The 25,222-nt window shown below is 35.5% G+C and carries 28 protein-coding genes and 1 tRNA gene; 1 reads left to right on the forward strand and 28 read right to left on the reverse strand.

Going from position 1 to position 25,222, the window contains the following annotated elements; genetic code table 11:
- Positions 1-214 precede the first annotated feature (214 nt).
- Both ACVQ8P_RS07865 and ACVQ8P_RS07870 read right to left on the reverse strand, forming a co-directional pair.
- Complete coding sequence (locus ACVQ8P_RS07865) at positions 215-1,417, reverse strand: MFS transporter (protein ID WP_462298670.1); 1,203 nt, start codon at positions 1,415-1,417, stop codon at positions 215-217.
- Between the two features lie 88 nt (positions 1,418-1,505).
- Positions 1,506-2,021, reverse strand: coding sequence for a 3H domain-containing protein (locus ACVQ8P_RS07870; RefSeq protein ID WP_462298671.1), 516 nt, complete (start codon positions 2,019-2,021; stop codon positions 1,506-1,508).
- 125 nt (positions 2,022-2,146) lie between these two features.
- Between ACVQ8P_RS07870 and ACVQ8P_RS07875 the strand changes: the two genes are divergently transcribed.
- Positions 2,147-2,220, forward strand: a tRNA-Arg gene (locus ACVQ8P_RS07875).
- 747 nt (positions 2,221-2,967) lie between these two features.
- Here ACVQ8P_RS07875 and ACVQ8P_RS07880 read toward each other — a convergent pair.
- From ACVQ8P_RS07880 to ACVQ8P_RS08005, 26 genes are all read right to left on the reverse strand, one after another.
- A complete protein-coding gene (locus ACVQ8P_RS07880; protein ID WP_462298672.1) occupies positions 2,968-3,759 on the reverse strand; it encodes an N-acetylmuramoyl-L-alanine amidase in 792 nt (263 codons plus the stop codon).
- On the reverse strand, positions 3,749-3,967 hold the full coding sequence (locus ACVQ8P_RS07885; RefSeq protein WP_462298673.1) for a phage holin: 219 nt from the start codon (positions 3,965-3,967) through the stop codon (positions 3,749-3,751). Before ACVQ8P_RS07885 ends, ACVQ8P_RS07880 begins: the two co-directional genes overlap by 11 nt.
- A gap of 52 nt (positions 3,968-4,019) precedes the next feature.
- A complete protein-coding gene (locus ACVQ8P_RS07890; protein WP_462298674.1) occupies positions 4,020-4,262 on the reverse strand; it encodes a hemolysin XhlA family protein in 243 nt (80 codons plus the stop codon).
- A 37-nt stretch (positions 4,263-4,299) separates the two neighbouring features.
- Positions 4,300-5,667 (reverse strand): hypothetical protein, encoded by a 1,368-nt coding sequence (locus tag ACVQ8P_RS07895; protein ID WP_462298675.1) that lies wholly within the window; start codon positions 5,665-5,667, stop codon positions 4,300-4,302.
- Positions 5,633-7,924, reverse strand: coding sequence for a phage tail spike protein (locus tag ACVQ8P_RS07900; protein ID WP_462298676.1), 2,292 nt, complete (start codon positions 7,922-7,924; stop codon positions 5,633-5,635). The genes ACVQ8P_RS07895 and ACVQ8P_RS07900 overlap by 35 nt, the downstream gene beginning before the upstream one ends.
- Positions 7,921-8,673 (reverse strand): hypothetical protein, encoded by a 753-nt coding sequence (locus tag ACVQ8P_RS07905; protein ID WP_462298677.1) that lies wholly within the window; start codon positions 8,671-8,673, stop codon positions 7,921-7,923. The genes ACVQ8P_RS07900 and ACVQ8P_RS07905 overlap by 4 nt, the downstream gene beginning before the upstream one ends.
- On the reverse strand, positions 8,673-12,230 hold the full coding sequence (locus ACVQ8P_RS07910; protein ID WP_462298678.1) for a tape measure protein: 3,558 nt from the start codon (positions 12,228-12,230) through the stop codon (positions 8,673-8,675). The genes ACVQ8P_RS07905 and ACVQ8P_RS07910 overlap by 1 nt, the downstream gene beginning before the upstream one ends.
- Positions 12,220-12,837 (reverse strand): Gp15 family bacteriophage protein, encoded by a 618-nt coding sequence (locus ACVQ8P_RS07915; RefSeq protein ID WP_462298679.1) that lies wholly within the window; start codon positions 12,835-12,837, stop codon positions 12,220-12,222. The genes ACVQ8P_RS07910 and ACVQ8P_RS07915 overlap by 11 nt, the downstream gene beginning before the upstream one ends.
- Before the next feature lie 14 nt (positions 12,838-12,851).
- Positions 12,852-13,277: a hypothetical protein gene (locus tag ACVQ8P_RS07920; RefSeq protein ID WP_284068645.1), complete on the reverse strand. Its 426-nt coding sequence runs from the start codon at positions 13,275-13,277 to the stop codon at positions 12,852-12,854.
- Positions 13,278-13,332: 55 nt separating this feature from the next.
- On the reverse strand, positions 13,333-13,596 hold the full coding sequence (locus ACVQ8P_RS07925) for an Ig-like domain-containing protein (protein ID WP_462298833.1): 264 nt from the start codon (positions 13,594-13,596) through the stop codon (positions 13,333-13,335).
- Between the two features lie 10 nt (positions 13,597-13,606).
- Complete coding sequence (locus ACVQ8P_RS07930; RefSeq protein ID WP_462298680.1) at positions 13,607-14,068, reverse strand: phage tail tube protein; 462 nt, start codon at positions 14,066-14,068, stop codon at positions 13,607-13,609.
- A 14-nt stretch (positions 14,069-14,082) separates the two neighbouring features.
- Positions 14,083-14,481: a phage tail terminator protein gene (locus ACVQ8P_RS07935; RefSeq protein ID WP_284068642.1), complete on the reverse strand. Its 399-nt coding sequence runs from the start codon at positions 14,479-14,481 to the stop codon at positions 14,083-14,085.
- Positions 14,468-14,809 (reverse strand): minor capsid protein, encoded by a 342-nt coding sequence (locus ACVQ8P_RS07940; RefSeq protein WP_284068641.1) that lies wholly within the window; start codon positions 14,807-14,809, stop codon positions 14,468-14,470. Before ACVQ8P_RS07940 ends, ACVQ8P_RS07935 begins: the two co-directional genes overlap by 14 nt.
- Entirely contained in the window at positions 14,809-15,156 is a 348-nt protein-coding gene (locus tag ACVQ8P_RS07945) for a putative minor capsid protein (RefSeq protein WP_284068640.1), read from the reverse strand. Before ACVQ8P_RS07945 ends, ACVQ8P_RS07940 begins: the two co-directional genes overlap by 1 nt.
- Positions 15,153-15,551 carry a head-tail connector protein gene (locus tag ACVQ8P_RS07950; protein ID WP_462298681.1) on the reverse strand — a complete coding sequence of 133 codons (399 nt, stop codon included), beginning with the start codon at positions 15,549-15,551 and terminating at the stop codon, positions 15,153-15,155. Before ACVQ8P_RS07950 ends, ACVQ8P_RS07945 begins: the two co-directional genes overlap by 4 nt.
- 8 nt (positions 15,552-15,559) lie before the next feature.
- Positions 15,560-15,991 carry a hypothetical protein gene (locus ACVQ8P_RS07955; protein WP_462298682.1) on the reverse strand — a complete coding sequence of 144 codons (432 nt, stop codon included), beginning with the start codon at positions 15,989-15,991 and terminating at the stop codon, positions 15,560-15,562.
- Positions 15,975-16,793, reverse strand: coding sequence for a N4-gp56 family major capsid protein (locus ACVQ8P_RS07960; protein WP_462298683.1), 819 nt, complete (start codon positions 16,791-16,793; stop codon positions 15,975-15,977). Before ACVQ8P_RS07960 ends, ACVQ8P_RS07955 begins: the two co-directional genes overlap by 17 nt.
- Positions 16,794-16,805: 12 nt before the next feature.
- Positions 16,806-17,420 (reverse strand): phage scaffolding protein, encoded by a 615-nt coding sequence (locus ACVQ8P_RS07965; RefSeq protein WP_462298684.1) that lies wholly within the window; start codon positions 17,418-17,420, stop codon positions 16,806-16,808.
- A 91-nt stretch (positions 17,421-17,511) separates the two neighbouring features.
- Complete coding sequence (locus ACVQ8P_RS07970; protein WP_462298685.1) at positions 17,512-18,651, reverse strand: phage minor capsid protein; 1,140 nt, start codon at positions 18,649-18,651, stop codon at positions 17,512-17,514.
- On the reverse strand, positions 18,651-20,120 hold the full coding sequence (locus ACVQ8P_RS07975; RefSeq protein ID WP_462298686.1) for a phage portal protein: 1,470 nt from the start codon (positions 20,118-20,120) through the stop codon (positions 18,651-18,653). Before ACVQ8P_RS07975 ends, ACVQ8P_RS07970 begins: the two co-directional genes overlap by 1 nt.
- Before the next feature lie 49 nt (positions 20,121-20,169).
- Complete coding sequence (locus tag ACVQ8P_RS07980) at positions 20,170-21,483, reverse strand: PBSX family phage terminase large subunit (RefSeq protein ID WP_462298687.1); 1,314 nt, start codon at positions 21,481-21,483, stop codon at positions 20,170-20,172.
- Positions 21,467-21,985, reverse strand: coding sequence for a terminase small subunit (locus tag ACVQ8P_RS07985; protein WP_462298834.1), 519 nt, complete (start codon positions 21,983-21,985; stop codon positions 21,467-21,469). Before ACVQ8P_RS07985 ends, ACVQ8P_RS07980 begins: the two co-directional genes overlap by 17 nt.
- A gap of 32 nt (positions 21,986-22,017) precedes the next feature.
- A complete protein-coding gene (locus ACVQ8P_RS07990; protein WP_462298688.1) occupies positions 22,018-22,461 on the reverse strand; it encodes a restriction endonuclease subunit S domain-containing protein in 444 nt (147 codons plus the stop codon).
- Positions 22,458-23,783, reverse strand: coding sequence for an N-6 DNA methylase (locus tag ACVQ8P_RS07995; protein ID WP_462298689.1), 1,326 nt, complete (start codon positions 23,781-23,783; stop codon positions 22,458-22,460). The genes ACVQ8P_RS07990 and ACVQ8P_RS07995 overlap by 4 nt, the downstream gene beginning before the upstream one ends.
- A gap of 399 nt (positions 23,784-24,182) precedes the next feature.
- Positions 24,183-24,590, reverse strand: a complete 408-nt coding sequence (locus ACVQ8P_RS08000; protein ID WP_462298690.1) for an ArpU family phage packaging/lysis transcriptional regulator — start codon at positions 24,588-24,590, stop codon at positions 24,183-24,185.
- Positions 24,591-24,757: 167 nt separating this feature from the next.
- On the reverse strand, positions 24,758-25,171 hold the full coding sequence (locus ACVQ8P_RS08005) for a YopX family protein (protein ID WP_462298691.1): 414 nt from the start codon (positions 25,169-25,171) through the stop codon (positions 24,758-24,760).
- Between the last annotated feature and the right edge of the window lie 51 nt (positions 25,172-25,222).

Genomic DNA, 25,222 nt, shown 5'->3' on the forward strand with positions numbered 1-25,222 from the left:
TTAGTTCAGAAATTATCTGGGCTTTTTCTTGAGATCTGACGCCATTTAATAACTCTCATTTTAAAGAAATAGTCATAAAAAATCTTCTTGGATAAATTTTCTAACCCGGTTATTCCAAACAATTTAAATTGTTCCAACCATTGATAAATAGTTGTGAATCCACTAATGCCATAGACAATCATTAGTTGACTACCATTTAGATACTTTTTTAATGTTAATCCAAAATTTTTCCTTTAGTTTCATCACCTAACCAGAAAACGGCAATCACGCCGATTACGATGGCTATGCAGAATAATGTGAAAATATGACCCACAGTAACGTGATTACTAATCAAATAACCAACTAACAATGGCCCAATAATACCACCAATTCGGCCAAATGAAGCTGCCATTCCTGTTCCCGTTCCACGAATTACGGATGGATATTGTTCTGGCGTATAGGCGTACATCACACCCCATGCACCGAGATTGAAGAATGACAGTAAAGCGCCATAAGTAACCAGTGAGAAGACACTAACTGCATTTCCAAAAAGAAACGCAAATAAAGCCGTTCCTAATAAATAACTAATTAAAACAAGTTTGCGACCTAACTTTTCAATTAACCATGCTGCACTGAAGTAACCCGGCAACTGCGCTAAAGTCATGATCATAACATAACTAAAACTATGAACCAGATCGAATCCTTTCATCACCATCACACTGGGTAACCAAAGGAACATCCCATAATAAGAAAATACGACGGTAAACCAAAGAATCCACAACATACTTGTTTGTCGACGGTATGCTTTCGACCAAACCTCTCGAATTGACGCAAAAAATGATAACCGCTGCATTTTATCAATAACTGTAGGTTCGTTTATGTCTCTCATCCCTAAACGCATAAAGATAGCATAAATAGCCGTCAACATCGTTCCGACTTCTGCTACTCGCCAACCATATCTAGGAATCACAACTGTCGCAACAATTGCTGAAACAATCCATCCACCTGCCCAAAAGCTTTCGAGTAAAACAACAATTCGACCACGTCTTTTAGGTGCAACATTTTCAGAAACAAGTGTTGATGCTACCGGTAATTCACCACCAAGTCCGGCTCCAACAAAGAACCGCATGATGAGGAAAAAGGTCAGGCCTGTTGCTAATGCAGACAGCCCACTACCAATTGAAAAGAATAATAGCGTTACAATTAAAATAATTTTCCGACCCATACGATCGGCCAACATACCAAATATTAAAGCACCAACAGCCATTCCGATTGAACTCACACTACCAATCCAACCCATTTGAACTTCTGATAAATGCCATTCTTTTTCAAGTGCTGTAATTAAAAATGATAAAAGACCAACATCCATTGCATCAAATAACCATGCAAATCCTGCAACAGCAAGTAATTTATGTTCCTTCTTTTTCTGAGCATCCATCTAACAACGTCTCTTTCCATCCATTTATTCAAGGGTGTCTTGACACCCTCTAGAACAAAGTATGCCAATGAATGGGTATCTTGTCAAATTAATCTGTTTGATAACTAAGACCAGCATCCGCTAATTCTTGTTGAATTTTAACAAAACTTTCTTCAGATGGGACTTTAATCAGATGTGTGTGAATCCCTGACGTTAGTTCTGAAAGAAGATGTTCTTTATTCTCATTGATTCTTGTCATAAATTCATTTACATCACTTGGCGTTTTAATCAGTAACGTTCCAGACAACTCACCATAAATTTCATGATTAATAGTGACATCTTGCATTTCAGCACCATTACGAACTAAAATGTCTAACTCTTCCCTAACACGTCTAGCTTGGTGTTTGCAGACAATCATTTTAATAATTTGATTTGGCCTTTTTTCATAGGTATAACCATTGAACGATGCCAAAATCTTTTCACCATGGGCTCTAAGCAATGCGATATCTCCCACAATTGTTTGGCGGCTCACCTTAAATTGTTTAGCAAACTGATTCGCACTAATCGAAACTTCATTATTACGCAATTGTTCTTTAATACTTTCTTGTCTTTCTTTTCCTGTCATTTTACTCACACTTTCATTAAGATATTATTATATCTTATCACAAATTCCAGCACGTATTAGCCTTACCATTAAAATCAAATTGACTTATTTATTTCCGCCATTTATACTGAAGTAGCTAGTCATTTGTCTCTGTAGCTCAGCTGGATAGAGCAACCGCCTCCTAAGCGGTAGGTCATCAGTTCGACTCTGATCAGGGACATCTTATTACCTTTAAAACCGTGCTTTACAGACATTTTGTGTGGTTTTTGTGTGGTTAATACAAATATTACTCTTAAAAAAGTCAATTCGTATTTTATTACGAGCTGACTTTTTTAGTTTAATTAAGGAAAAAGAGACTCGCTGATATAACTGGATTACAGACAATATTATTTTAATTAGGGAAATAAAAAAGCCAACCTCTTAAAATAATAAGAAGTTGGCTTTAGTGTGTGTTTAATTGTACTTTTAAGCAAAAAAATAACCTTGTCGTAGAAAGAGACAAGGCAGACAGACTATGAAGCACAGCATATAAGGGTAACTAATCCTTAAACACCATGACAATTACTATTACAACTAAATAATATATTACTTAAATGCTCAATGCAAGCACTTTGCAAAATCTTTACATTTTTTTATAAACTTTCCCAATCTACATGCTATAATAATAAACGTTATCAATTATTGTCTAACTAACAATAAATCTATTGATTTCAAGGAAGTGAACATCATTACAATTACTATTACATTTTCTTTAAAATTAGTATTAGCTATCATTAGTTTGCTATTTTACTATTTGAAGAAAGCATAAGACGAATAAAGCTTATTAGATTGCGCTAGCAAGTTGGCCAACGATCGAAAGGCTTTTTCTATACCGTAATTATAACTACAACAATCTGATAAGTCAAAAAAACGTAATTATAATCAAAAAAAGCCAACCTCTTAAATTAATAAGAAGTTGGCTTTTCGTTTAATATTTAATTCGTTTTGAAAATTTAGTATTACCTGAAACAAATCCATTGGCCAACTGTAATCTAGTTACCGTCTTACCATCTTTAATGACCTTTTGAGCATAGAATCTTGACCCTTTATTATAAGTCACACGACGTTTATTCTTTAATTTAGCATCTGAATAAACATTTAAAGTTGTTGTGGCCTCGTATAGATTAAAATGATTGTCACTACGATTCCAGTAGGTATCCATCTTTTCTACCTCAATTCCATTCTTCAAATCTTTAGCAAGCTGTGCTTTTGAGATACCCATCTTAGCTAAATAAGCATATGGATCTTGATGGTCACCAGCTTTATTATCTGATACCCATTTATGTGTTTTAATACCATAATCGTTTTTTAAATCTAAGTCTAAATCGATATCATACTTCTTGGCCATATCACGTGCTAACGCAATAAATGTTGCGTAGCTCTTCTTAAATTTAGCTGAATCTGTTTGATTATCAATTTCAATCTGGACTGGTGCGTGTAAGTTTGCCCAGTCCATTGCACCCCATGCTACGTAACCTGGAGTACCAACTTGATAGACGATATCGCCATCAATGAAGAAATGAACATAGGCATTTTGCCATGCTGGTATTGGATTACCGTTTGAATCATATGCTTTACCGTTTTTTGTATAGTTTGCATTGTTTCTACCAGTTGAGCCTATATTACCTACGTCATGCAGAATGATGACATCGTTTTTAGCTTTTCTTGCATCGCCTTGTGCCCCTGATAATGCGAATGTTTTATCAATTTTATAAGTCATGTTTTTCTCCTTTACCCGTGTCATAAACAATCCCAAACAGTCCACCGATAGTTAATAGTGTGTTAATCAAGCCACCTACTTGGCTTTCAAATCCTTCTGGAAGTGATAGACCGAATAAGGCGAATACTTGTTGAATTAAAACGATAAACAAACTAGTCAGCGACACCCAAAGTGCCTTCGAGTGCCAATTGACATTAATATTTTTCATGTGTTACCTCCTAATTTTCTGTATAAAAATAGACACCTAATTCAGATGCCTCCTAAAGTGTATGCGTTAAATATCCAGTGATTAAAGCTAGTCCGAATGTAATCACGAATCCCCAAATCCACTTATTATTTTCTTTGATTTCATTAATTTGTTTTTTATTTTCACGAGCTATCATATGGGCTTTATCAGCCACCCTAGCCGCATCGTTTGCTTTTATTTCGACCTTATTAAAAACATCAAGTTTTGTTTCAATACGAGCTAACCGGTCAACTACATCTTTATCTTTATCCACCATAATCAACTCCTTTCTATCAATTTTACTCCTTTAGTAACTATAATTTAGGTGCATATGAGACGTCAGCATTTAGCCATGCACCCACTGCAAAATCTAAATTTTCCTTCGTCAATGAGCGATGTCTGCTAATTGCTATTTCCCCCGTTTTTAAAACACTAAACAAAAACGTATTAGATCCTGAACCTTGTTGGAGGCTATGAACTTTACGATCAGGTAAATATCTAGCATCGTCAATACTGCCAATAATAGTATCTGCCGTTGATGATGGTATTACTTTTACAGGTGTAAAAATTGAGTTAATTACACAAACACCATTTATTAATCGGATTTGGAATGGCACACCTGTTGTATACTCTTTTACTAGTTTATTATCTAGTGTTGGATTATAGGTTTCGTTTTGCGCAATTTGATATTTAGCGTCATTTTGTGATTCACTTGCATATTCCCTTGTGTCCGTGATAACTCCTGTATCACTGTTAAACCATATTTTAACAACACGTAATGCTCTGGGTGGAGCCGTATTAGATAAAGTTGGCGCTAATGTTACGATAGTATTGCTGGTATCTAACCTTTCAAACCTTGCGTTAAAATATATTTTCCGATATCCTTCTGGGATACCTTCATAATCAGTAATATTGGTTACATTTGTTGGAGAAATTTCGTACCAGCCAAAACGATGACCTTTAAAAAAAGTCGTTGAATCAATAATATTGTTCCATTTTTTTGCTCTACCATCAGTCTCTGTTAATGGATATTTCTGAAAATCTGCAGCCGCTAAATCCTTTTTTAATTGATCCATCTTTTCTTGTGCATCCGAAACATTTTTATTTAGTAACGCTATTGCATCGGTTAACGTTTTATTTGCATTAGCTACAGCCGTATCTAATGCTTTTTTTGCTGCTGCAACGTTAGCTGCTAACGTCTTTTCACTGTCGGCAATTTTAGTATCCAGCGCGCCTTGCTTATCCGTTAAGTTCTTGATAGCTGCATTTGTTTTAGTGGTTAAATCATTAATCAATTTAGTAACTTCCCCGACATAAACTTGTGCCTGTTCAGCTGTTGGGTCAGCTTGTTCTAATACAGATACGTCGATATTATTACCGGAACCAGAAATATCATTAACCGAAAAGTAAGCTACTTTATAATTACCTGCTGCTGACGTAGCTACCTTGGGTGTAAATGTTACGAGACCACCCTTTACAGTACATAACTCAGATACATACGTATCAGTTGAAGTTGTCCCACGAAATGAAACAACATCTGTATCTTTAATTACAACAGTTGTCCCATCAAGCATAAATTCAATATCATAGGCTTGTAAGCCTGATTCTCCTTGACGTAATACGATTGGTGGGTTATTTATACTGTCTTTATCTAACGAGATTATTAACCGTCTGTGCGCCATTTTGTCCCTCCTCTAATTTTTCAACTCTTTCTTTTAAAGCTTTATTTTCCTTGCTTAATTCTTGAACTGCTGATGTTAATAATCCGACTAGATTATTTAAATCCACACCAGAACCGTCATCAGCTAGGACTTCTTTAGGCGTTTCAATTAAATTTTTAGATGAACGTTTTTTCTCTGAATCATCAATTACTAACCCGATATGTTTTCTCTCTGTGCTTTCTTCGGAATTATAATTCCAATTCAAGATATTCATACCGTCAACCATTTCTAATGATTCAGCTGAATCTACATCAGCAAAATTCTTTTTCAAGCTTTTTTTCGATCCCTGGATAAAGGACTTAGCATTAATTGAAATTCTATTATTTCCATTGTCATTGAAGTAAAGCGTTCCACCATCCATAGATTTAATAGTGTGTAATGCATTCAATTGAATATTACCGGACGAAATAGCTCCATGTGCATAAATAGTTTTGTATGCCTCGATATCTCCAGCTGAATATAATAAAACACCACTATTCGTTCGCCATAAATCAGATATTTGCATAACGTCACCAGTGATATCGACTCTACCTAATAAATTTCTATCCGTTTTATTATCGTATCGACGCCATTTCCCGTAGTTAGGTCCAAAATAATTCTCTGTATATCCCGTAAATTTATTGGGACCAGTCCCGTTTGAAAGTACATTATATTCATCAGCTTGATAACCAAGGCGGTTTGCATTTAATTGAAATTTACCCTTCCACCAACGTGGTTGAAAGGCATTTCCCCCAGTTTCGCCAGCGTCAAATGTTGATGTTACACCACCGTTTTTACCAATTTCCAATCCATTTTCAAGAAACATATCAGAACCTTTAAATGTAACACCCTCAATGTTAATCCCTTTTAAAGTACCAGCTGTAATCATATTAGCGACAATTGCCCCATCTGAAGTCATAGCTGTTTCATATGGTCCTGAATACCCATTTTTCGAATATCCTAAACCGGCACTATTCCATCGCCATACCTTTTTAGCTGTTGCTATATCAGCGGTATCCATAATAACTATTTCTTCCGCATTAGTATTATTAGGCAAAAATTTAACGTTCCCAGCTGAAGGATTAGTTAGCATATCAGTAGCATTATTAATCGCATTTTCTAACCACTGATTATGATCTTTGACTTCTTGCTTATCCTTCTCTTGGTCTTTAAAGACACTGGTCATGTTACTACTTGCGTCTCCAATTTCGAGACTGTCATAAGAATCAGTTAATATATTCCAATCCGTTGTAATAATTTTAGCTTTTGTGTCAATATCTAAGTCTTCAAAATAGATGTGAACTGTATCACATAACGATACTTTTTCGAAGTTAGGGAATTGATTAAATTCAACTGTCTTAGATAAGTCTAAAAACGTTGTTTTAATCGATACTTTGGGAATACCATAGCCATTTGATTTCATATAAGCTGTTGCTTTTTTCTCCAAGCTTGCAATATCCGTTACTGATTCATCTTGAGAAAAATCAACCATTTGTATTCGTCTTTTTGAAAATTTGCTGGCATTCTCTGAATCTATAAAAAATTTAGGTAGCGTGATAATCGTATCAACATTATTATCAGTCTTCTTAGAATACGGATAAATTGACGTCCATGTAGATTCGATGGAATCTTCTTGTTCCAAACTAACTAAGTTTTTACCATAAGCAATGGTAACACCACTATCTTTACCTGTCGAACTCATTAAACTGACGTTTTCGTTATCAAAAATAAATTCGCCACCATAAATATCAAGTAACGATCCCGAGACACCGCCTAATGCTTCGCGTGCTGTTTTAAAATCACCAACCTGCCAATTCACTTGCGAATTAGTTGTGATGTTTGATAAGACAGTTCCGTTAAAAGCTTCAACGTGACCACTTTTCCAGGCATTTAAAGCAGTCTGTGCTGTTCCCTTGGCTGTGATGTTAGGCTTTAAAGCTGTTAACATTTGACGATATGAGATATGTGTTGCATAAACTTCTAACACCGCACCTTCACTTTTTGTAACGGTCTGAATATCAAATTTTTGAGCAAAAGTATTATGCCCTGTATCAGCAATCACAACGGCTCCTGTCTTTAATTCGTCAGCCAAAAAACCATTTCTGGGATACGTAAAAGTCATATCATATTGACCATTTCTTGCTTGCGTAACTGTCCCCGTAACCATTTCGCCTAACGATCCTAACCCAATTGTACTGAAATCTGTCGTACCTTCCGCATATAAGATTGCACCACTCAAAATAGAGTCACCCACCTTGTTGTTATTTCTAGCTTAGTAACCGTTCCAGTCCATGTAATGGTTGTCTTACCTTTTTTTAGTTGAATATTCGGAACATTTACTAATTCTGAATTAGCATTAGTAACACCTCTATAAGCCTGTTGTGTATTGCAATCAACATAGATTTCATTCTTTAATCCTTTAAAGGACAGCGTTTGATTACCATTATCATTACTAAAAGATAGTTTAATATCTCCAGTTCCTACAATATGCAGTAACGGTTTAGCTGCTAAAAATGATGGATTCACAATGCTGTTACTACTAACTACTGTTATTGGTGTATCACCTGAATACAATCGTCGTTTAGCTTTAACTTTGAATTGAATTACTGCCGTTCCACGCCATGACATCGTATCGGCAATAGATAATTCTTCATAGTACATTGCAAGCCAATAGGCATTCGGATATCCATTAAAGAATAATGGTGTATAACCAGGTGCACTATTTAGCCATTCAATAATCGCTTGCGCTTGTTCTGCGGTATTACGATAACCATTTATAGTTTGAATAACACAATTAAACGGTTTAACGTATGATTTATAAGTATCTAAATCAATCGCAAAATCATCATCAGCTCCTTGAATATCTGTAAATTCGATATTTTTTTCAGGCGAGATAATCTCTTGATTATTAACAATTCTGATACCAAAATCAGTTGATTTACGCCCATTATATTCAAAGTAAGCGACGTTATCTCTAGACGTCTTCATTATGCTAAACCTCCTCTTGTTTCTCTTTTTATAGCAAACGCTAATGATTTAGAAATCCGATCAATATCTTGGTCACTATCAATATTAGCGTTCATATTAATCACAATATCGCCTTCATTATTAACATTTGATGTACTATTATTATTCAATTGACCAGAAGTATTCCCATAGCTACCATTATTGGATAGCATGCTTTCAGCCGTAATTGTTCCTTTTCTGAACCCATCAAGAGCTGGCATAGAAGCGTTTGATAAACCGATAAATGGATCAGTATCTAATCCATCTTCCACTGTGTCATTAATCATTTCTGTCATATTCTTTACGGTTCTTTGGACAGCACTAAATTTATCAGTTAATCCACGATTCAATCCGTACACAATAGCATTACCATTTTCAATTAATAATTTTTTATCATAGGAAATGGGTCCTTTGTGGTCTTTAATCCACTGAGCCCAACCGCTAACAGTATTTTTTACCTTTTCGAATCCTTTAACTAAACCACTTAATAAACCTGACACAATAGCTTGTCCAGCATTTACCATATCTCCTATAGCGTTACTAATTCCTGAGCCAATTTTACCTACCATTTCGCCACCTTTACTGAGTAGTGAACCAAGTAGTTTACCGATACCTTTAATCAATGCCATTACAACTTGTGCGCCAGCGCTTATAATTCTAGGCATATTGTCTATCAGGGCCTTCGCTAATGCTACAATTATTCTTAATGCTGCCATTATTAATTGCGGTAGTACTTTAATTAATCCGTTTATTAATGCCATTAATAATTTAACACCCGCAGCTATAATTTTAGGCATGTTATCTATCAATGCTTTTGCTAAAGCTATAATAATTCGAAGTGCCGCAGCAATTAGTTGAGATAATATTTTAATTATTCCACCTATCAATGCTAAAAGTATTTTAATCCCAGCATCAATAATCATCGGTAAACTTTTTATTAAAGCACCTACGATTGCTAGTATTAATTTAACTGCCGCGGTTATTAATTGCGGTAGTATTTTAATTATTCCACCTATCAACGCTAAGAGTATTTTGACACCCGCCTCTATAATCATTGGTAAACTTTTTATTAGAGCATTTACAATTGCTAAAATAAGCTCAATTGCCACAATTATTAATTGCGGTAATATACTTATAATTCCACTAATAAGAGCCATCAATATTTGGATACCAGCATCTATAAGCATTGGTAATAGCGAAACAATAGTCTCAATAATTTGAGGTACAAGTGTAACAAACAAAGTTATTAGTTGAGGTAACGCCTGTACTATCCCATTTATCAAGGCCAACAATATCTGAACTCCTGCAAGTAATATCATCGGTATCAGTGGCAGAATAGCATTCAGTAAAGTATCGATAATTGTAATAACCGCCTCCACTACCTGTGGTAAAGCAGTGATGATACCATTCAAAAGTGCTACTAATACGCTAGTTCCCGCTTCTATTAAGACTGGTAAAACTAATGTGATTGCACCTATTAATTTATCTACAATACTTATCATTGCATCAACAACCATCGGAATTGCTTTGGTAATACCTTCCACTAATTTAACGATAATGTCTGTTCCAGTAGCAATTATTTCTGGTAAGTATTTTTCTATAGCTGCAGTAACTGTTTCGATGGTTGCAGATAAATTATCGAACACTTTTGTTATTCCATCAGCTGATAAATCACCTGTTTTTATCCAAGCCATAACAAAACTGGTTACCAATCCAATCACAAGTCCCATTGGTCCACTTACACCTAAAAAAGCCAAAGCAGCAAACTTAAGTGCAGTAACGACAACGCTTAGGGCTGTACCAGCATAACCAAGTGAACCACCAAATTTTTCAAGTAATGGAGCAACAACTTCTATTGCCTTACCAAAAATACTATTAATTCCTTGACCAGCAATTCCCATTCTAATAGCAAGCTGATCCATTTTATTTTTAACTGCATCTATTATTGGGCTTAAAGAACTACTTATACTGCTTCCTAAATCTATAAATCCTTGTTTCATAATTTTCAAACCAGGCTGTATAGCAGATAATAATTGTCCGAATTTAGCTACTACAACGTTTAATGCACTTTTTACAACAGATGAAAATTGTTCAAAACCTTGTTTCATAGCATTCAAATTAGACTGTACATCAGATAATAATTGTCCAAATTTTTGAATAAATGTATCAAAAGATTTTTTAGCAACATCCATTCCATTACTAAGTACCTGCATAAATGAGGCCCATACTTCTTGACCTTTTTTTGTTTTAGTAAAGAAATACGTTAATCCACCAACTAATGCCGCTATTGCAACGATTAATACTCCGATAACCGTAGTTGTGCCAAATGCATAAGATAGCGCTCGAAATGCGCTTGTTGCTACACCAGCAGACGCGGATGATGCAATAAATTCTAACTTCAATATTTGCAGTGTTTCTATAAAACTTTTAGTAGCTGCGATTGCAGTATTTACAGCACTGTAAGCTACTATAGCTCCTTTCATAACAAAAAAAGCAGTAGCGCCTGCCATTATAGCTGCTGCTAATGTTTTAAATACATCTTGATGTTTTGATACAAAATCTAAAAGTTCTTTAATTTTAGGACCTACTACACCCAATGCGGATACTACTTTATTAAGAGCTGCCTCTGTACGTGCACCACTATTAGTAATAATAGTAGAAATATCCGTTCCTAAAGCAGTTTTCAACAAATTATCAAATGCTGTTATCAAATTAGCCAAACCTCGCGTTACTGCTGTTTTCATGTTAGAAATAGAAGTTCCAATACCACTAGTCGCGTCCTGTACAATTTTATGCAAAGATTTAAGTCCGCCACCACCATTTACATCAAGATCAATCAAGGCATCTTGAAATTTAGAAACACTAATACTCCCATCTGACAATCCCGCTTTCAATGCTCCTGAAGTCATGCCCATTTCTTTAGCTAAGGCATTCAATGCCGGACCCAAACCTGAATCAATCATAGAATTCCAAGTTTCAGCATCAACTTTACCGTTTGAAAAAGCTTGTGACAATTGAATTACTGAGTTATTAACTTGATCAGTAGTTCCACCAAAGCCTAATATTCCATCATTCAATGCAGCAAAAATCTTTTGCGATTTCCCTAAATTACCAGTAGAAGATGCTATTAATTGAACACCTTTTACAGCGCCATCTAATGGCGTTGGTAGGCCTTGAATACTACTTTTAAGATTATCCATCGTTTGTGTTATCTCTTTTGTTGTAAATCCCATGTTTTTGAATACTCTATTGGAATTGTTTAAAGTATCAACACGTTTTATAGCGCCATCCATTGAATTTTTTAAAGTGCTAAATGCCATACTAGCAACCTTAACTAATCCTAAAGATGTGACCATGCTTTTAATTCCACCAATTGATTTCTTGGCTGAATTACCGACGCCGTCTATGCCACCTTTTAATTTATCAGGCCCACCAGTTCGGCCAATACCACTAGCTGTTTTCATTAAACCATTCAGGTTCTTTATAGCCTGCCTAACGTCAGAAATAACAGATATTTTAACCGTTCCATCACCACTCATTTTGTTCCTCCTTTCCTTCTATTTTTTGCCCAGGTAGTGCAAACTTCTTTTTAGCTTTTAATAATTCTCGTCTTTCCTTAGCTGTACCTTTCCCCTTCGGTAATTCCTTTGTTCTAATTTCTCTAACTTGAACAAATCTAGTATTGTCAGGAAGACTATTCAATAATGCATTAAATCGAGACCAACTTAACTTTCCCTGTTGATCAATCAAATCAATCCCATAAGTCTGCATAAATGCTGAATAAATAAGGTCAGCATCAAAATCTAAGTCATAATCACTTTTATTTTTACTTATATATTTTTGCGGAAGAGGATTTCCACTTAGATCATGTTCAACAACGTCATCAACTTTAGTCAAAAAAATAAAATTATTTAGCAGTCCATTAACAAGGTCTGAATAATTTTTATTATTTTCATCCAATCGACCTAAATCAGGAACTTCATCTAACATTAATTCAAAAAATACTCTGTAAAAGAACTCATCATTATCTATTTTTTCCTTACAAAAATTAATTACTTTGATAATATTATTAAAAGAAGTATCAACATTATAAAAAATGCCATTAAATTCAATTTCATTTTCTTCTGAATTAGCAAGTGAGAGCATAATCTATACCTCGCTTATTTATTTGATTTTCTTTTTTTATCTTTCAAATATTTATCAGCCATTTCTTTTTGTGTTTTGCTTGTAATACCTAAATTATCAATTTCGTTAGTCAATCCTTCCCCGATTGAAAATACATAACTAACCATAATGACCTTACTTTTAGTTTCCTTGTAGAGTTCATCAAACGCCCCTTTTCCACACATATCATCTAACGTTTCTTTGATGACGCTCATCAGCTTAGCCTCTTGCTTTTCCGATGTTAAACCTTCTTTGTTTTTATCAATATTTTTAATTTTTTTATAACTTTCATTTAACGAATTTCTAAAATTTTCTAATTTATCATCTGTTGCATTAAATTCAAATTTATGTGTCGTCTTACCATTTTCTCCCTCAAATTCTACAGGGATCACTGTTGTTTTTTGTTTAATTACTACTGCCATTTTAAATTCCTCCTAAAAAAATAAGACTGGGTTTTCCCCAGTCTTTAGTTATGTGTTATTTAGTTGTTTCTACGGTTACGGACAATTCCGCTTTTACCGTTGGTTTACTTTTACTTGTAATATTGACTTTTACAATTCCAGCTGCGATACCCTTAATTTCTAGCTTGCCACTAATTAAAGTAGCTGTAGCAATTTTGACATCTGCACTCGTAACTGTCATTTCTTGATTTGCGCCAGTCGGTTCGATAGAAGCAGTCACGCTACTATCTGTTACACCAACTCCCAGTGTTAATGTAGTTTTGCTTAATTTAACACTTATTGGGTCAGGCTTATTTGGGTGTCACATCTGAAATAGTTGGAATTTTATTATATTTAATTGTACAACTAAAGTCCTCGTACTCCGTTGCATCCCCAGCTCCAGCAATAATATCTGTTGCCGTTGCTGGTCCTATTGTTTGCGTTTTACCATCTGACGAAATTACCTTGTGCCACAAATTACGTTCACTACCAGTTTTATACTTCATTCCAGCAATAAGTTCCTGTGCAGGATCTTCAGGATCATAATATCCTTCTGGACTATATGCCCCTGTAACCGAAGTAACCGTTGTTTCAGGGTTCCCATCACCGTCATAAAATCCAGTATCATCTGTTTCTTCATCAGTATGGTCCCCAATAGATGTAATACCACGTGCTAATTCTAACCATTCCTCTTCAGCTGGTGTTTTTGTAGCGTCTGTAGGATCCATCGGTGCTACAAAGTGTCCGCGTAATGCATTTTTTAATCTTGCCATTATTCTTCACTCTCCTAATTTTTTAATGTTGTAATTTCTGCTTGAATAACTAACCGGTAAATAAAATAGCCACTTTCATCCTTGGCAGATGGAAATGGCATCGATACTGTTTTTATATTTTCAAATAGATAACTATTATTATCACTTGGTAATTCGTCTAAATCATCAACTGCAATAGCAATCTTATTAAGCGCCAACTCTATCTTTTGAATATCTCTAGATTTGCAAGCAAACTCATAATTAAGTTGCTTATCTTTCGTTTCATCCATATACATTCTGATCGTTTTACCACCCGCAATCTCATTTAAAACAATTGAATCGTCAGATAATAGTGCCCCAAACTTACAATGAAATGAACTATCTAATGTATTAACAAAATTACAAATCTGTTGTTTTAAATCAATTCCAGCCATGTTTCAGTAACCCCTTTGTATAGACTTTCGTCCAATCATTCATATACAAACCTTTAGCTACTAAGTCCCAACGAGGACCAGTCCCTGGAGTTGTATAGTTAGTCATTTGTTGATAGAACATTTTAGAAGCATAAGGCATTGTGTAATTAATGTTTGAATCATAATCTAGATGAGATATATCACGTAAATTTCCACTTTCACGCGGAACAAATGGTTCCATATCCTTATGAATTTGATTAGCTGTAACGTAACGTGCATAGTCGATATTACCTTGGCTAAACATCTTATCAATTCTACTAAAATCAACATCTACTTTGACGTTCCCCACTACAACACCTCCAATTCATGTGACCATACTTCATTTTTAAATGGATGCGACGTTTTAACATCGTTCTTGATGATGTACTCGTTTCCATTAAATACAAGCTTAGAACGCAATGTGAAGTCATCTAAAAATGGTGTTGACGTATCGCGATAAACAAAGCAAACAGCGCTAAATTGTCTGGTTTGTTCCGTTAAATTTGAAGACGATTGAAGCGATTCATCAAATCTAACGTGTTCAACCGTGACTGGTTCAGCAAACGCCGGCTTATCATAATCATCAACGCCTAAATACTTAAAATACTGAACTACATGTGGTGTAAATGACTTAGTAACCTTAGGCAGTCCCATCATCTCCAATCAACCCCTTTATAAAGTAAACCTGTATGATATAAAACATTTCTGGCATCATTTGTTAAAAGAGATTGCTTAGAACTACCCGAATTACTAGCTGCGTTGCCACCTTTTGAAAGTGAGGTACGCCCAATAGACATAGAACCCAGTGTATTATTAAACATCTCTACACTAGTTACACCACTTTCTTTCATATAATTAATTTGGATTGCCATAGCTCTTTTAAATTGCAACTTTCTAAACGTAAAATCATCATTATCTAAATCATGTTGTTTATAAAAAGCCGCCGTTTCAAAATCAAACGTATCTTCAGCAATCATTTCAAATTGATCATACTCATCTTCACTAACACTTTTATAACCTAATTCAGTATATTCTGTATATGTTAGATACATCTAATCACCTACTTTTCAACTGCCTTAGTTACTTTTTTAGCCGTTGGCGTTGCGTCCGCTTTAGCTACTGATTCATCAGACGCAAATTCCACCTTAACCGCTTTTGGCCACTCAGACCCATAACCAGTCGTGTTCGCATTTTGAGCTTTCTCAATCTCATTCTTACCTTCAAACGTTTTGTTAAAGGCTTGGACATAGAAATTGATAGTTTTGCCTGCTAATGCACCGCCAAATAGCTCATCGTTAAATACTAATTCAGGCGTTTCTACATAGTGCATAATAGTAGCTTCTTCTGGCTTGCCACTGCCTAAATCATGATGAACAATCCAACTTTTAGCCTTTTCATCCGCAGTCCATGATAAATGCGTCCCTGTTGCAGACGTATCTTTCGAGACTGCCCCAGTTACTACCTCTGGGCGAGGATTAGGGTGCGACAGCAACTAATTTTGTTTCATCAACAATAGCAACCACGTAATGTTGGTCAGCGTTAAAACGGTTTAATTTTTTAGTAATATCTCTTTCAGCTTCTGGGAATAAATCACGTTTCAAGTATGTTTTCATCGCGCCAGTTTTAACTGCTAAAGCTTGGCCTTTTGTAACTTTCTTTGAACGAACGATAACCCAACCTAATAACTCGCCGAATGCACCACTAATTAAGATGTTATCGCCCAATTCAGAAGCACGTGTCCAGTTTTGTCCAGCTTCTTTACGTAATTTAGCAGCATCTTTATAAGATAAGAATAAGACGCCTGTTTGACCAGTTGTATCGTCTTCGATTGCGTCGGGTGCATCAACGAAAGTATTTTCGATTGTATCGATTAAATCAATATTGATATCTGATTTAACTGTCAAAGTAGCTTTCAAACCTTCTTCTAGAATATCGTTATCAATTTTTGAAGCGATAGACATACGTACTTGTCGTTGTCCTTCGCCAACTGGGTCGCCGAATCCTGAAAGAACTGCTTCATCAGTAAGTTCTACCCCTTTAGCAACCTTTTTAATTGTATGAGATTCTTTATCTGTTACCATTGCTGTGTAATCAATAGCTGCACCTTCTGCTACATCTTTGGCGTCACCAATATATTTAAACTTTGGAATAGTAATAGTTGAACCCGGTTGACCTTGTAAAGTTGTATCGATTGGTGCGATACCTGAAAATTTAATTGCTTTAGGTAGTTGTGCTTGAATCATTGCGCCCATTACTTCTGGGTCGATTAATGCTGCTAAGTTTGTTGCTGGCATATTTGTTTCCTCCTAGTTTTTTGTGAGTGATTCAAACTGTCCAGGATTAGAGATTTTTAACTCTGCTAATTCTTGATAGCTCATTTCCTCAATTGTTTTAGTATTTCCTGCTCCATTTGGATTAGGATTACCACCGGCCGTCCAGTTTGGATTAGCCTGTGATGTTTGTTCTGTACTTCCGAATAAATAAGCATCACTTTCTTTTAACGCTGTTAGTTGTTCAGATAATCCTAATAACTGACCTTTATCGCCAATCTTAAGTGTGTCTGTGTCTAACAATGCTCGTGCTGCTTTGATATTCTTGGCACCATTTTGTGTTAATCCTAACTCAATTGCTGAATTAAGTTGTGTTGCTGAAAGTTTAGTATTTAAATCAGCAGTATCTGAATCGTATTTACTTTGTAAATCAGCTAATGAAGTCTGCAGTTCTTCACTATCTTTCGACTTACTTTGTAAATCCTTGAGATCGGTATCACGTTGAGTCAATTGTTCTTTCAATCCATCACGTTCAGTAGTTAGTTGTGCTAGCTCGTCTTTTGATGATTGAGTTGACTTACCGTGTTCTACCATTACCTTATCCATTACTTCTTTTTCCAAACCCAAACTTTCTAAAAATTCTCTGTTCATATTACTTTCCTCCTACGTTTTATTTACGTGGCCACGACCACGAGAGTATAAAAAATAGACCTTTTAACGACATATCTAGGTCGAATAATATTTATTTTTTTGTGTAAACCTTTTCTCTTGAATAATCACGATATAAAAAATCATTATCATCAACTATTTTCCGAATGCCGCTTTGATTATTCCTGATTAATTGCGAATAACGAGCAATGCCTTGTTCATCACCTAATTCTTTAGCAACGTTCAACTTACGTTTGTATTGTCTAACTTGGCGTTCCAACTGTCTCTGTTTGGCTTGAATATCACTATTCTTAATAGCTTCATCAGAACTAGGTACATCTTCTTTATCGCGAATAATATTAATATCTGGGTCCCAAGGTGTAAATGTATGATGACAGTTAATCCCTGCAACTCCTGCTGCTTCTTTGTAGCCATGATCATAAACGCTAGGATACTTATCTCCTGATTGGCTTGGTCTCATATAGACGACTCTGCCTTGGATAGGTGCACAAGCAGGTCGTGCAGCTGAATGTGATGACATAAGACAAGTTTCTATCCCATATCTATCCATACCTTCCATTCTAATTTCATGATAAGCATTTCTAGTTGTTGAATTGACAACGGTACGAACGTAACTCTCAATGCCCCAAGCATGGCCACCCTTATCAATGAATGAACTAGGAATACCTTTATCCATCCATTTGTAAATAGTATCTGATATAGCTTTTTCTGGCGTTTTAAGCCCTGTAATAACACCCGCAGTTGTGTTTTTGATAATGTCTTCATAGATTTTCTGTGCTGTACCTTCACCGTAATTAGTTGTAATCAGTGTTTGATTAACTAAATTATCAATATCTAAAAAGGTTTGGTTAAGATAGCCTTTTAATTGTTGGTCCATGTTAGTCAACGGCGGTATTTCAGTGCCTTTAAACTTGCTAAATTCCTTATCGGTCTCATCAGCAATCTGATAGCCGTTATCAACGATTAAACTTTGTAGCTTTTTCTTAGATATCTTAGTTGTCTTGGCTAACTCTTTAATGACGTCACCATTAAACATATTAGCTTCGTTCATCTTTTCAAGTTGCCATTGAAAGACGTTATCTTTATCTAAATCATCAAAATTTGACGTTTTAAGACGTTTAACAATCATCTTAAATATTTCATCTTCAAGCGATAAGTAGACGTCGGAAAGTAGTCCAGATTCAATAGATAACTGTCGTGGTGTGATTGTCATTATTCATCACCTGACCCCAACAATGTATTTTCATTTTGTTCTTGTCGGTCAGGCTGTTTATTAATCGTTTCATCATCAATATCAGTTAACATTTTCTCAGCTTCTTCATCAGTAACGCCCAATTGTTTAGTTAAGAAGTACTTCTTACTAATTAAGCCTGATGATAACAGGCTAAGTAAATAAGTAGCTTGTGCTTGTTTATCAACAAAGATAGCATCGTCAAAATCAATCGTAATCTCTTCATCAGTTGGACCATTGTATAATTTAACACTCTTGGCCAACTCTAAAATGCTAGTAACCAACTCTTTAATGTTCTGTTCAACGTTGGTTAAGTGACTATTACGAGTTTGATAAGTCATACTATTTTCACTAGCGACTTCTGTAGCTGTCTTCAATCCATTTGAATCAAATGTAAAGGTTCCTGAAGATAATCCGACTTGCATTTCTAATAGTTTTAAATTAGTACTAATAGAGCTGATAAATGGTTCCACTCTTGGTTCAAGTGAAATATCCTTAATCGGGCTCTTATCATCAAGTCCGCCATCTAATGATAGGAATACATCCTGTTCAGAATCAAATATCTGTTTAAATCCTGCTTGATTATTCTCATCTGGAATCACTTGAATAGCATCAGCAGATACCGTTACTTTCTTCTGTGACATCTTAACTTCCCAGTTCAACTTATCAAATGAATCATCAATCTGCTTTAATGTGTTCTTGGCATTGTCCGTAACAGACAACCCAAGTAAACTGTAACGGTCTTTATTATTCATTCCCGCAGGTTTGAAGTAGGTTGGCAACATCCGTGTTAAAACACCTTGCGAATGCGTTTCTTCTTCTAAATCAGGATAAAGTTCACTCAATGGAACTCGTTTACCTACAACATCTGCACTATCAACTGAACAGTATAGTTCATTCGTTATAACATAATCATCATCTTTCCATTCATGGAACTCTAACAACGTATAACGATTAATAGCTTTACCAATCACTTTAGTTGTAACACTAGCAATGGCCACGCCCGAAATATTATTTGAGTTACTTCTCAAAGGATAGAAAGCATCGGCTTGAATCCATGACAGTTTAATCTGCTTATCATCAACGTACGGTTTAATGGCCATACCACCCAATGCCATTCCTGACTCCAAATAACGTTCATAACTTTTGTAGAAATCATTATCTTTAAACGTTTCATTAATGAACTTCTGTGCTTCACTGTCTTCTGTCCCAACTGTGATAACAGCATGTTCATTAAGGCAAATGCTTGCTATTCGTTTGGCCACAACCTGTGCCATATTCAAACTAACAAACGGACGCGTCTTTGTGACTCCGTAGGTATTTTTATATCTAACATTGTCGAAAAGACCGGCATAATATCTTGAGTTACTTTGTATTCGTTCATACTCTTCACTTGTCATGTTAATTTCAGGGTGATCAATAATTTTACCTAATGGATTTACTTGTTGCACATTACCACCTCCTCTACTAAAAAATTGTTTAATCTTTTCAAACATTCAATCACCTCTGTTTCCATCTAAGGTCCTTAGCATTATCAATCACAAAATACTTAAACATATCTGGCATATGATCGTCTTCTTTGATAACTGCTGGATCTGCACTCTGCAATGTTTTTTCATCCCAACGATAGCGCTGGTGTTGGTCAATAAATATCTTATTATTTTCAGTATCAAGATAATAAAAACGACCCTGTGCCAGCAATATCTGCACAAAGTCGACCATGTCTACATTTTTCTTTTTAGCTACTGGGTGCCAGCGTTGACCGTAATCGTAAAAATATTGGTTACGGACACCACCTTCAGCACTATCTATTGTCCGATTGCGAATCTGGTACGTTCTGCCATTAATTTCCGATGACTTCTTGATAAACTCATAGAAGTCCTTACTAAGTTCACTAGGTGGCTTTTTATTTGTTTGGCCAGCCGGAGAATAGTAATAAGTATCGATTAGAATGACCTTACCTTTTGACGTTAACGCAAAACATCCAACAGCATCAGCACTTGTCTGATGACCAACATCAGCTGAATAATATAAGAATTTAATTGGATCGTCAGTAAATAATGCTTTAATCCGTTTAAATAAATTCATATTATATACGTTATTGCCTAAGCCAATTGCCTCGCCTAAATACATCCACTTATAATAATTCAAATCATTATTCTTAACTGTCTCAATCTCATTCAAATAGTCATCAGATAGGATATTTGGTAACGTTACGTCTTGATAAGTTGAATGGTCAATATACCAACCATCTAATCCTGAACGTTCAGCAATCCATTTATTTATCCAATCATATGGATTCTTTGGCGGATTGTAAGAGTAATACGTAATCACATGCTTACCAGGTGGCAATACTTTACGAGTAAAAGAAGCACGTACTGTATCGACTTCTTCCCAGCTATCAAACTCAGCTAGTTCTTCAAACCAAAGCCACTGAACGTACCCTTTAGCAACTAACATCGATTTCAACTTAGCTGGGTCATCTAATCCACTAAAATAGAACGCTGTACCTGTTGGCTTATGCATAATTCGATATGGCGACTTAGTAAACTTAAATTGACTATCAACATGTAATTGATAAATGGCCCATTTAATTTGTTCATATACAGATAATTCAAGTGTATTGGCAACCTTACGAATGATTAAGGCATTGGCGTTGCTATCTTGCAGGAAATCAATCACAATCCTTAAGCTAATCACTGATGACTTAGTTGAACCACGTCCACCTTTAAGGACCTTATTCAACGCATTAGAATACAAGACGTAATCGAAGTGAGGATTTATCATATCATCTAAATTAATCTTTATTTTCATCTGATAAATCCCTTCGATCTGTTTGATTGATTTCTATTGTAATACCATCATTATCAGTATTGTTAATAGCTGCAACCTCTGCTTCTTTGATATCCGCTTCAGCCTTAACCTTGCGAATCTGTTCAACTTCTAATGAACTCTTATCATTTAACGGATATCTCTTCAATATTTCTTTCGCTGCAACGATACGAGTCTTTAAATCAGCTTCCTTTGTGAACTCCTCTGCACCTAAAGGACTGCTTATTATAACCGTTTCTTTCTCTTCCCCTCTAGCTATACTAGAAAGTAGCTCAACCGCTTCTGTGGCACTCATTATTCGTTCAGAAGCAAGTTGTTTCATACGTTCGCCTACATACTTTTTAATAACAGGTTTTAACAGGTTTTCACTTCCTGTTTGCTGTGCAGTTTTCTTACTATAACCTGCATTAATAGCTGATTGAGTAGCATTGCCACTCTTAATATACTCATCGGCAAATCGCCGTTGTTTCTCTGTAAGTCTCACATGAATCACCACACTCCTTCTAATTTGAGACATTAAACGAACATTTGATTCATCAACGATTTCTTTAGCTTCTGTAATGCAGCTATCTCTACTTCTTCCTGTGTTATTTTTTCCTCCATACGATTCACATGAGTGACGATAGCGTGTTGTGTTTCTAGATTATGCAATTGAATAGGAAACCTACCAATCTCATGTTCCTGAATGTTAATACCAGTTGCGTACTTATTCATGAACTGGGCTATATTCTTATTTAAAATGATATTAAAGTATTTAGGATTAATCCCTGCTTGTGGAATGATTGCGACGTCCTTGCTTTTAATGTATCCAGCTTCTTCTAAATAACCCACCTGTCCACGCGTTGCTGAAATCTGAATGGTTGATGTGCCTCGCGGATATAGATGACCTTCTTTAGCTCGCCCGTATTCTGCAATATCCTCAAGTTTTATTTCTTCGTAGGTATTTAAACTAATTGTCATAACAGACTCATTTGCCCCATTTCTTTAGTTGTCTCTTCAGTAACATGCTTTCTTGCAATCGGTTCGTGATACTTCTTCTCAATTCGATTAGTAAAGAACTGTTTGAACTGTTGAAATTCTTTATCTGTTTCTGGATTAGTGCCATGAATTTCTTGAAGCATCGATGTGAATTCTTGTTCACTCTCTTTTATTTCTAAATCAAGTCTTGCTAGGTCGTCTTGCACTTCACTTAAATTAATAACCGGCTCAGGCTCAAACGTATCTACATAACGCGGAATGTTTAAGTTAAACTCATTCTCTTTAATCTCAGCCATTTGAGTCACATGCGCTAATTTATCAACATCTTGTCGTTGTTTAAAAATCGATAACACTTTATCAATATGTTCTTGTTTCAATTCATTATGGTTTTTTACCTTCTCGAATTCTTTACTGGCATCAATAAAGAAAATATCTTTATTAGTCCGATTCTTCTTTAAGACTAAGATGACTGTCGGAATATCTGTATTGAAGAAAAGCTTTTCAGGTAATCCGATGATCGTATCTAGATAATTGTTTTCGATAAGCTTCCGTCTAATTTTCCCTTCTGCTGCACCACGGAATAATACTCCATGTGGCAATACGATAGACATCACGCCATTATCATTTAACTCTTCAAGTCCTTGTAATAAGAACGCGAAGTCTGCTTTACTCTTTGGCGCTAGTACACCGTAGTCCTTAAATCGTGGCTGTTCTAGATATTCATCTTTACGTTCCCAGGTTAATGAATACGGTGGATTCATAATGGCCGTATCGGCATTGGGATGTTCAAACACTGCAGCGTCATCAATCAATTCAATACCGCTAAACTCATTTGATTTTGTTAATTGATATACAGCTTTGGCATCCCTTGATAATGAATCTCCATGAAAGACATAAGCATTTACGTTTCTAATTGCTAAATTAAATAATAGGAATGGAATTGCCCGATCAGAAAACTCCTCACAATAAAAAGTGGCATTAGGGTTTTCAGAATAGCGTTTAATAGTTAGTCCACCAGTTCCGGAACAAACATCCACATTTACCTCTGCCTTACCTAAAACTGCATTGGCTAACTGTACAAGTCCGTCTGGTGTGAAATCTTGCTTCATGTTCTTGCGATTAGAATGTTCTTCTTGAAAGTAGTTAGTGAACCAATCAAAAGAGAAATCATTTTCAATTTCGACAAACTTTTTAAATAATTCAATCCGTTCAGTCTTATCTTTTAAAATATCCATTAATTTATAAGCAGATTCAAAACTTTCATCTACACCAATTAGTTCGTCTATTTTATCGTTAGCGATCAATGCGGCCACCTCTTTCTTTATTTTCCAAACAGGTCGAATCTGACCAGTTTAGAATCAATTTTGGGTACAAAAAAAGACCACTCATCGAATGGCCTTACTTATATTTCTATATCAAAGGTAATGATTTGCACCTTACATGATATGCGACTGCTAGTTGTTGGCTCGCTCGTCATTAGAACATATCTAACTATGCGTCTACCTATTCCGCCACTTTGACAATAACGCAGACAGGTCTCAAACCTGTATTTATTTCAGTCTTACCAAATTAGACGACTGCGCTTCCTAAAGGAGTAGCTCTCTTTGAAACTTTCTACCTTAACAATATAACACCGTAATCCGTGCAATCTCACTCAATAATTTCTCACTTTTTTCTCAAAAAATTCTCAAAATAAAAAACTATTAGCAAAATACCAATAGCTCTTCTAGTGGATATACCTCAGCAAACCTAAGCAATGCCTTATCTAATTTTCTGTACATAGTCGCTTCACTAATCAGTAAAGTAGATTGAACCTCATACGCTGTATCATTATGTATATAAACATTCTCAAGCAGCATACGATACTCACTACCCACAATTGATTCAATACAATGTTCTATCGTCTTAACAATCGTTTCTGCAGTTACCTTATTAACAATTTTTATCTCTTCAGTATTCTCTCCAGAACTGCTACGAGGCATTCCAGTCATTGCTGGTGATTGTAGAAATAGAATATTCCGATTAGCTATCCGTTTATACCGTTGATAACTCTTTAACACCTTAATCGTTTTTCGTTTTGTAGCAGTCTCATCAAGTTTATCTAATAACATTTAGCCACCCCTTTAGTTATGCTATAATTAATTTACTGGATTACTTACAGCTACCTTTAAGAGGTGGCTTTTTTTGTATCTATATGATTCCTGCGTTACCAGTTAACATCGCTACGATTAATACTGTAGTAACACAGATAATTATTGCTAGAATCACTATGGTATCTTCATTCATATTCATGTCCTGCAGTTAATTCAGGATTTTCAAATGCATTCCCAACAACCTCTAGCTTCTTGCCGGCACCGATACTTCCAAAGTAGTAACGGCCAACAAGAAATGAGCCACCTTTGTATCTAATTAAAAACAGCCTTTTATTATCTTCATTACGAACAATATCGCCCTCATAAATGGGAACACCTTTGCTATCATTTAAGCCGGTATATTGCATTAACTCTCTAAACGGCGTGCTGTATTTATCAATTTCTATTTGGCGCCGTGAGTAGTCTAAGTCTTCTTCGTGTGCAAATCTAAACGATGTGGTATCGTCAAATTCTTCTCTATCTGAATATGACATTCCGCTGCCTTTACCATACATTTTTTCACGTTCTGGATCCCATTCTCTAAATCTAATATCTTGCATATTAATTCCTCCTAAAAGAAAAAGTTCCATACGTTTACTGTAAATTTCATT

The organism is Dellaglioa sp. BT-FLS60, assembly GCF_054941065.1.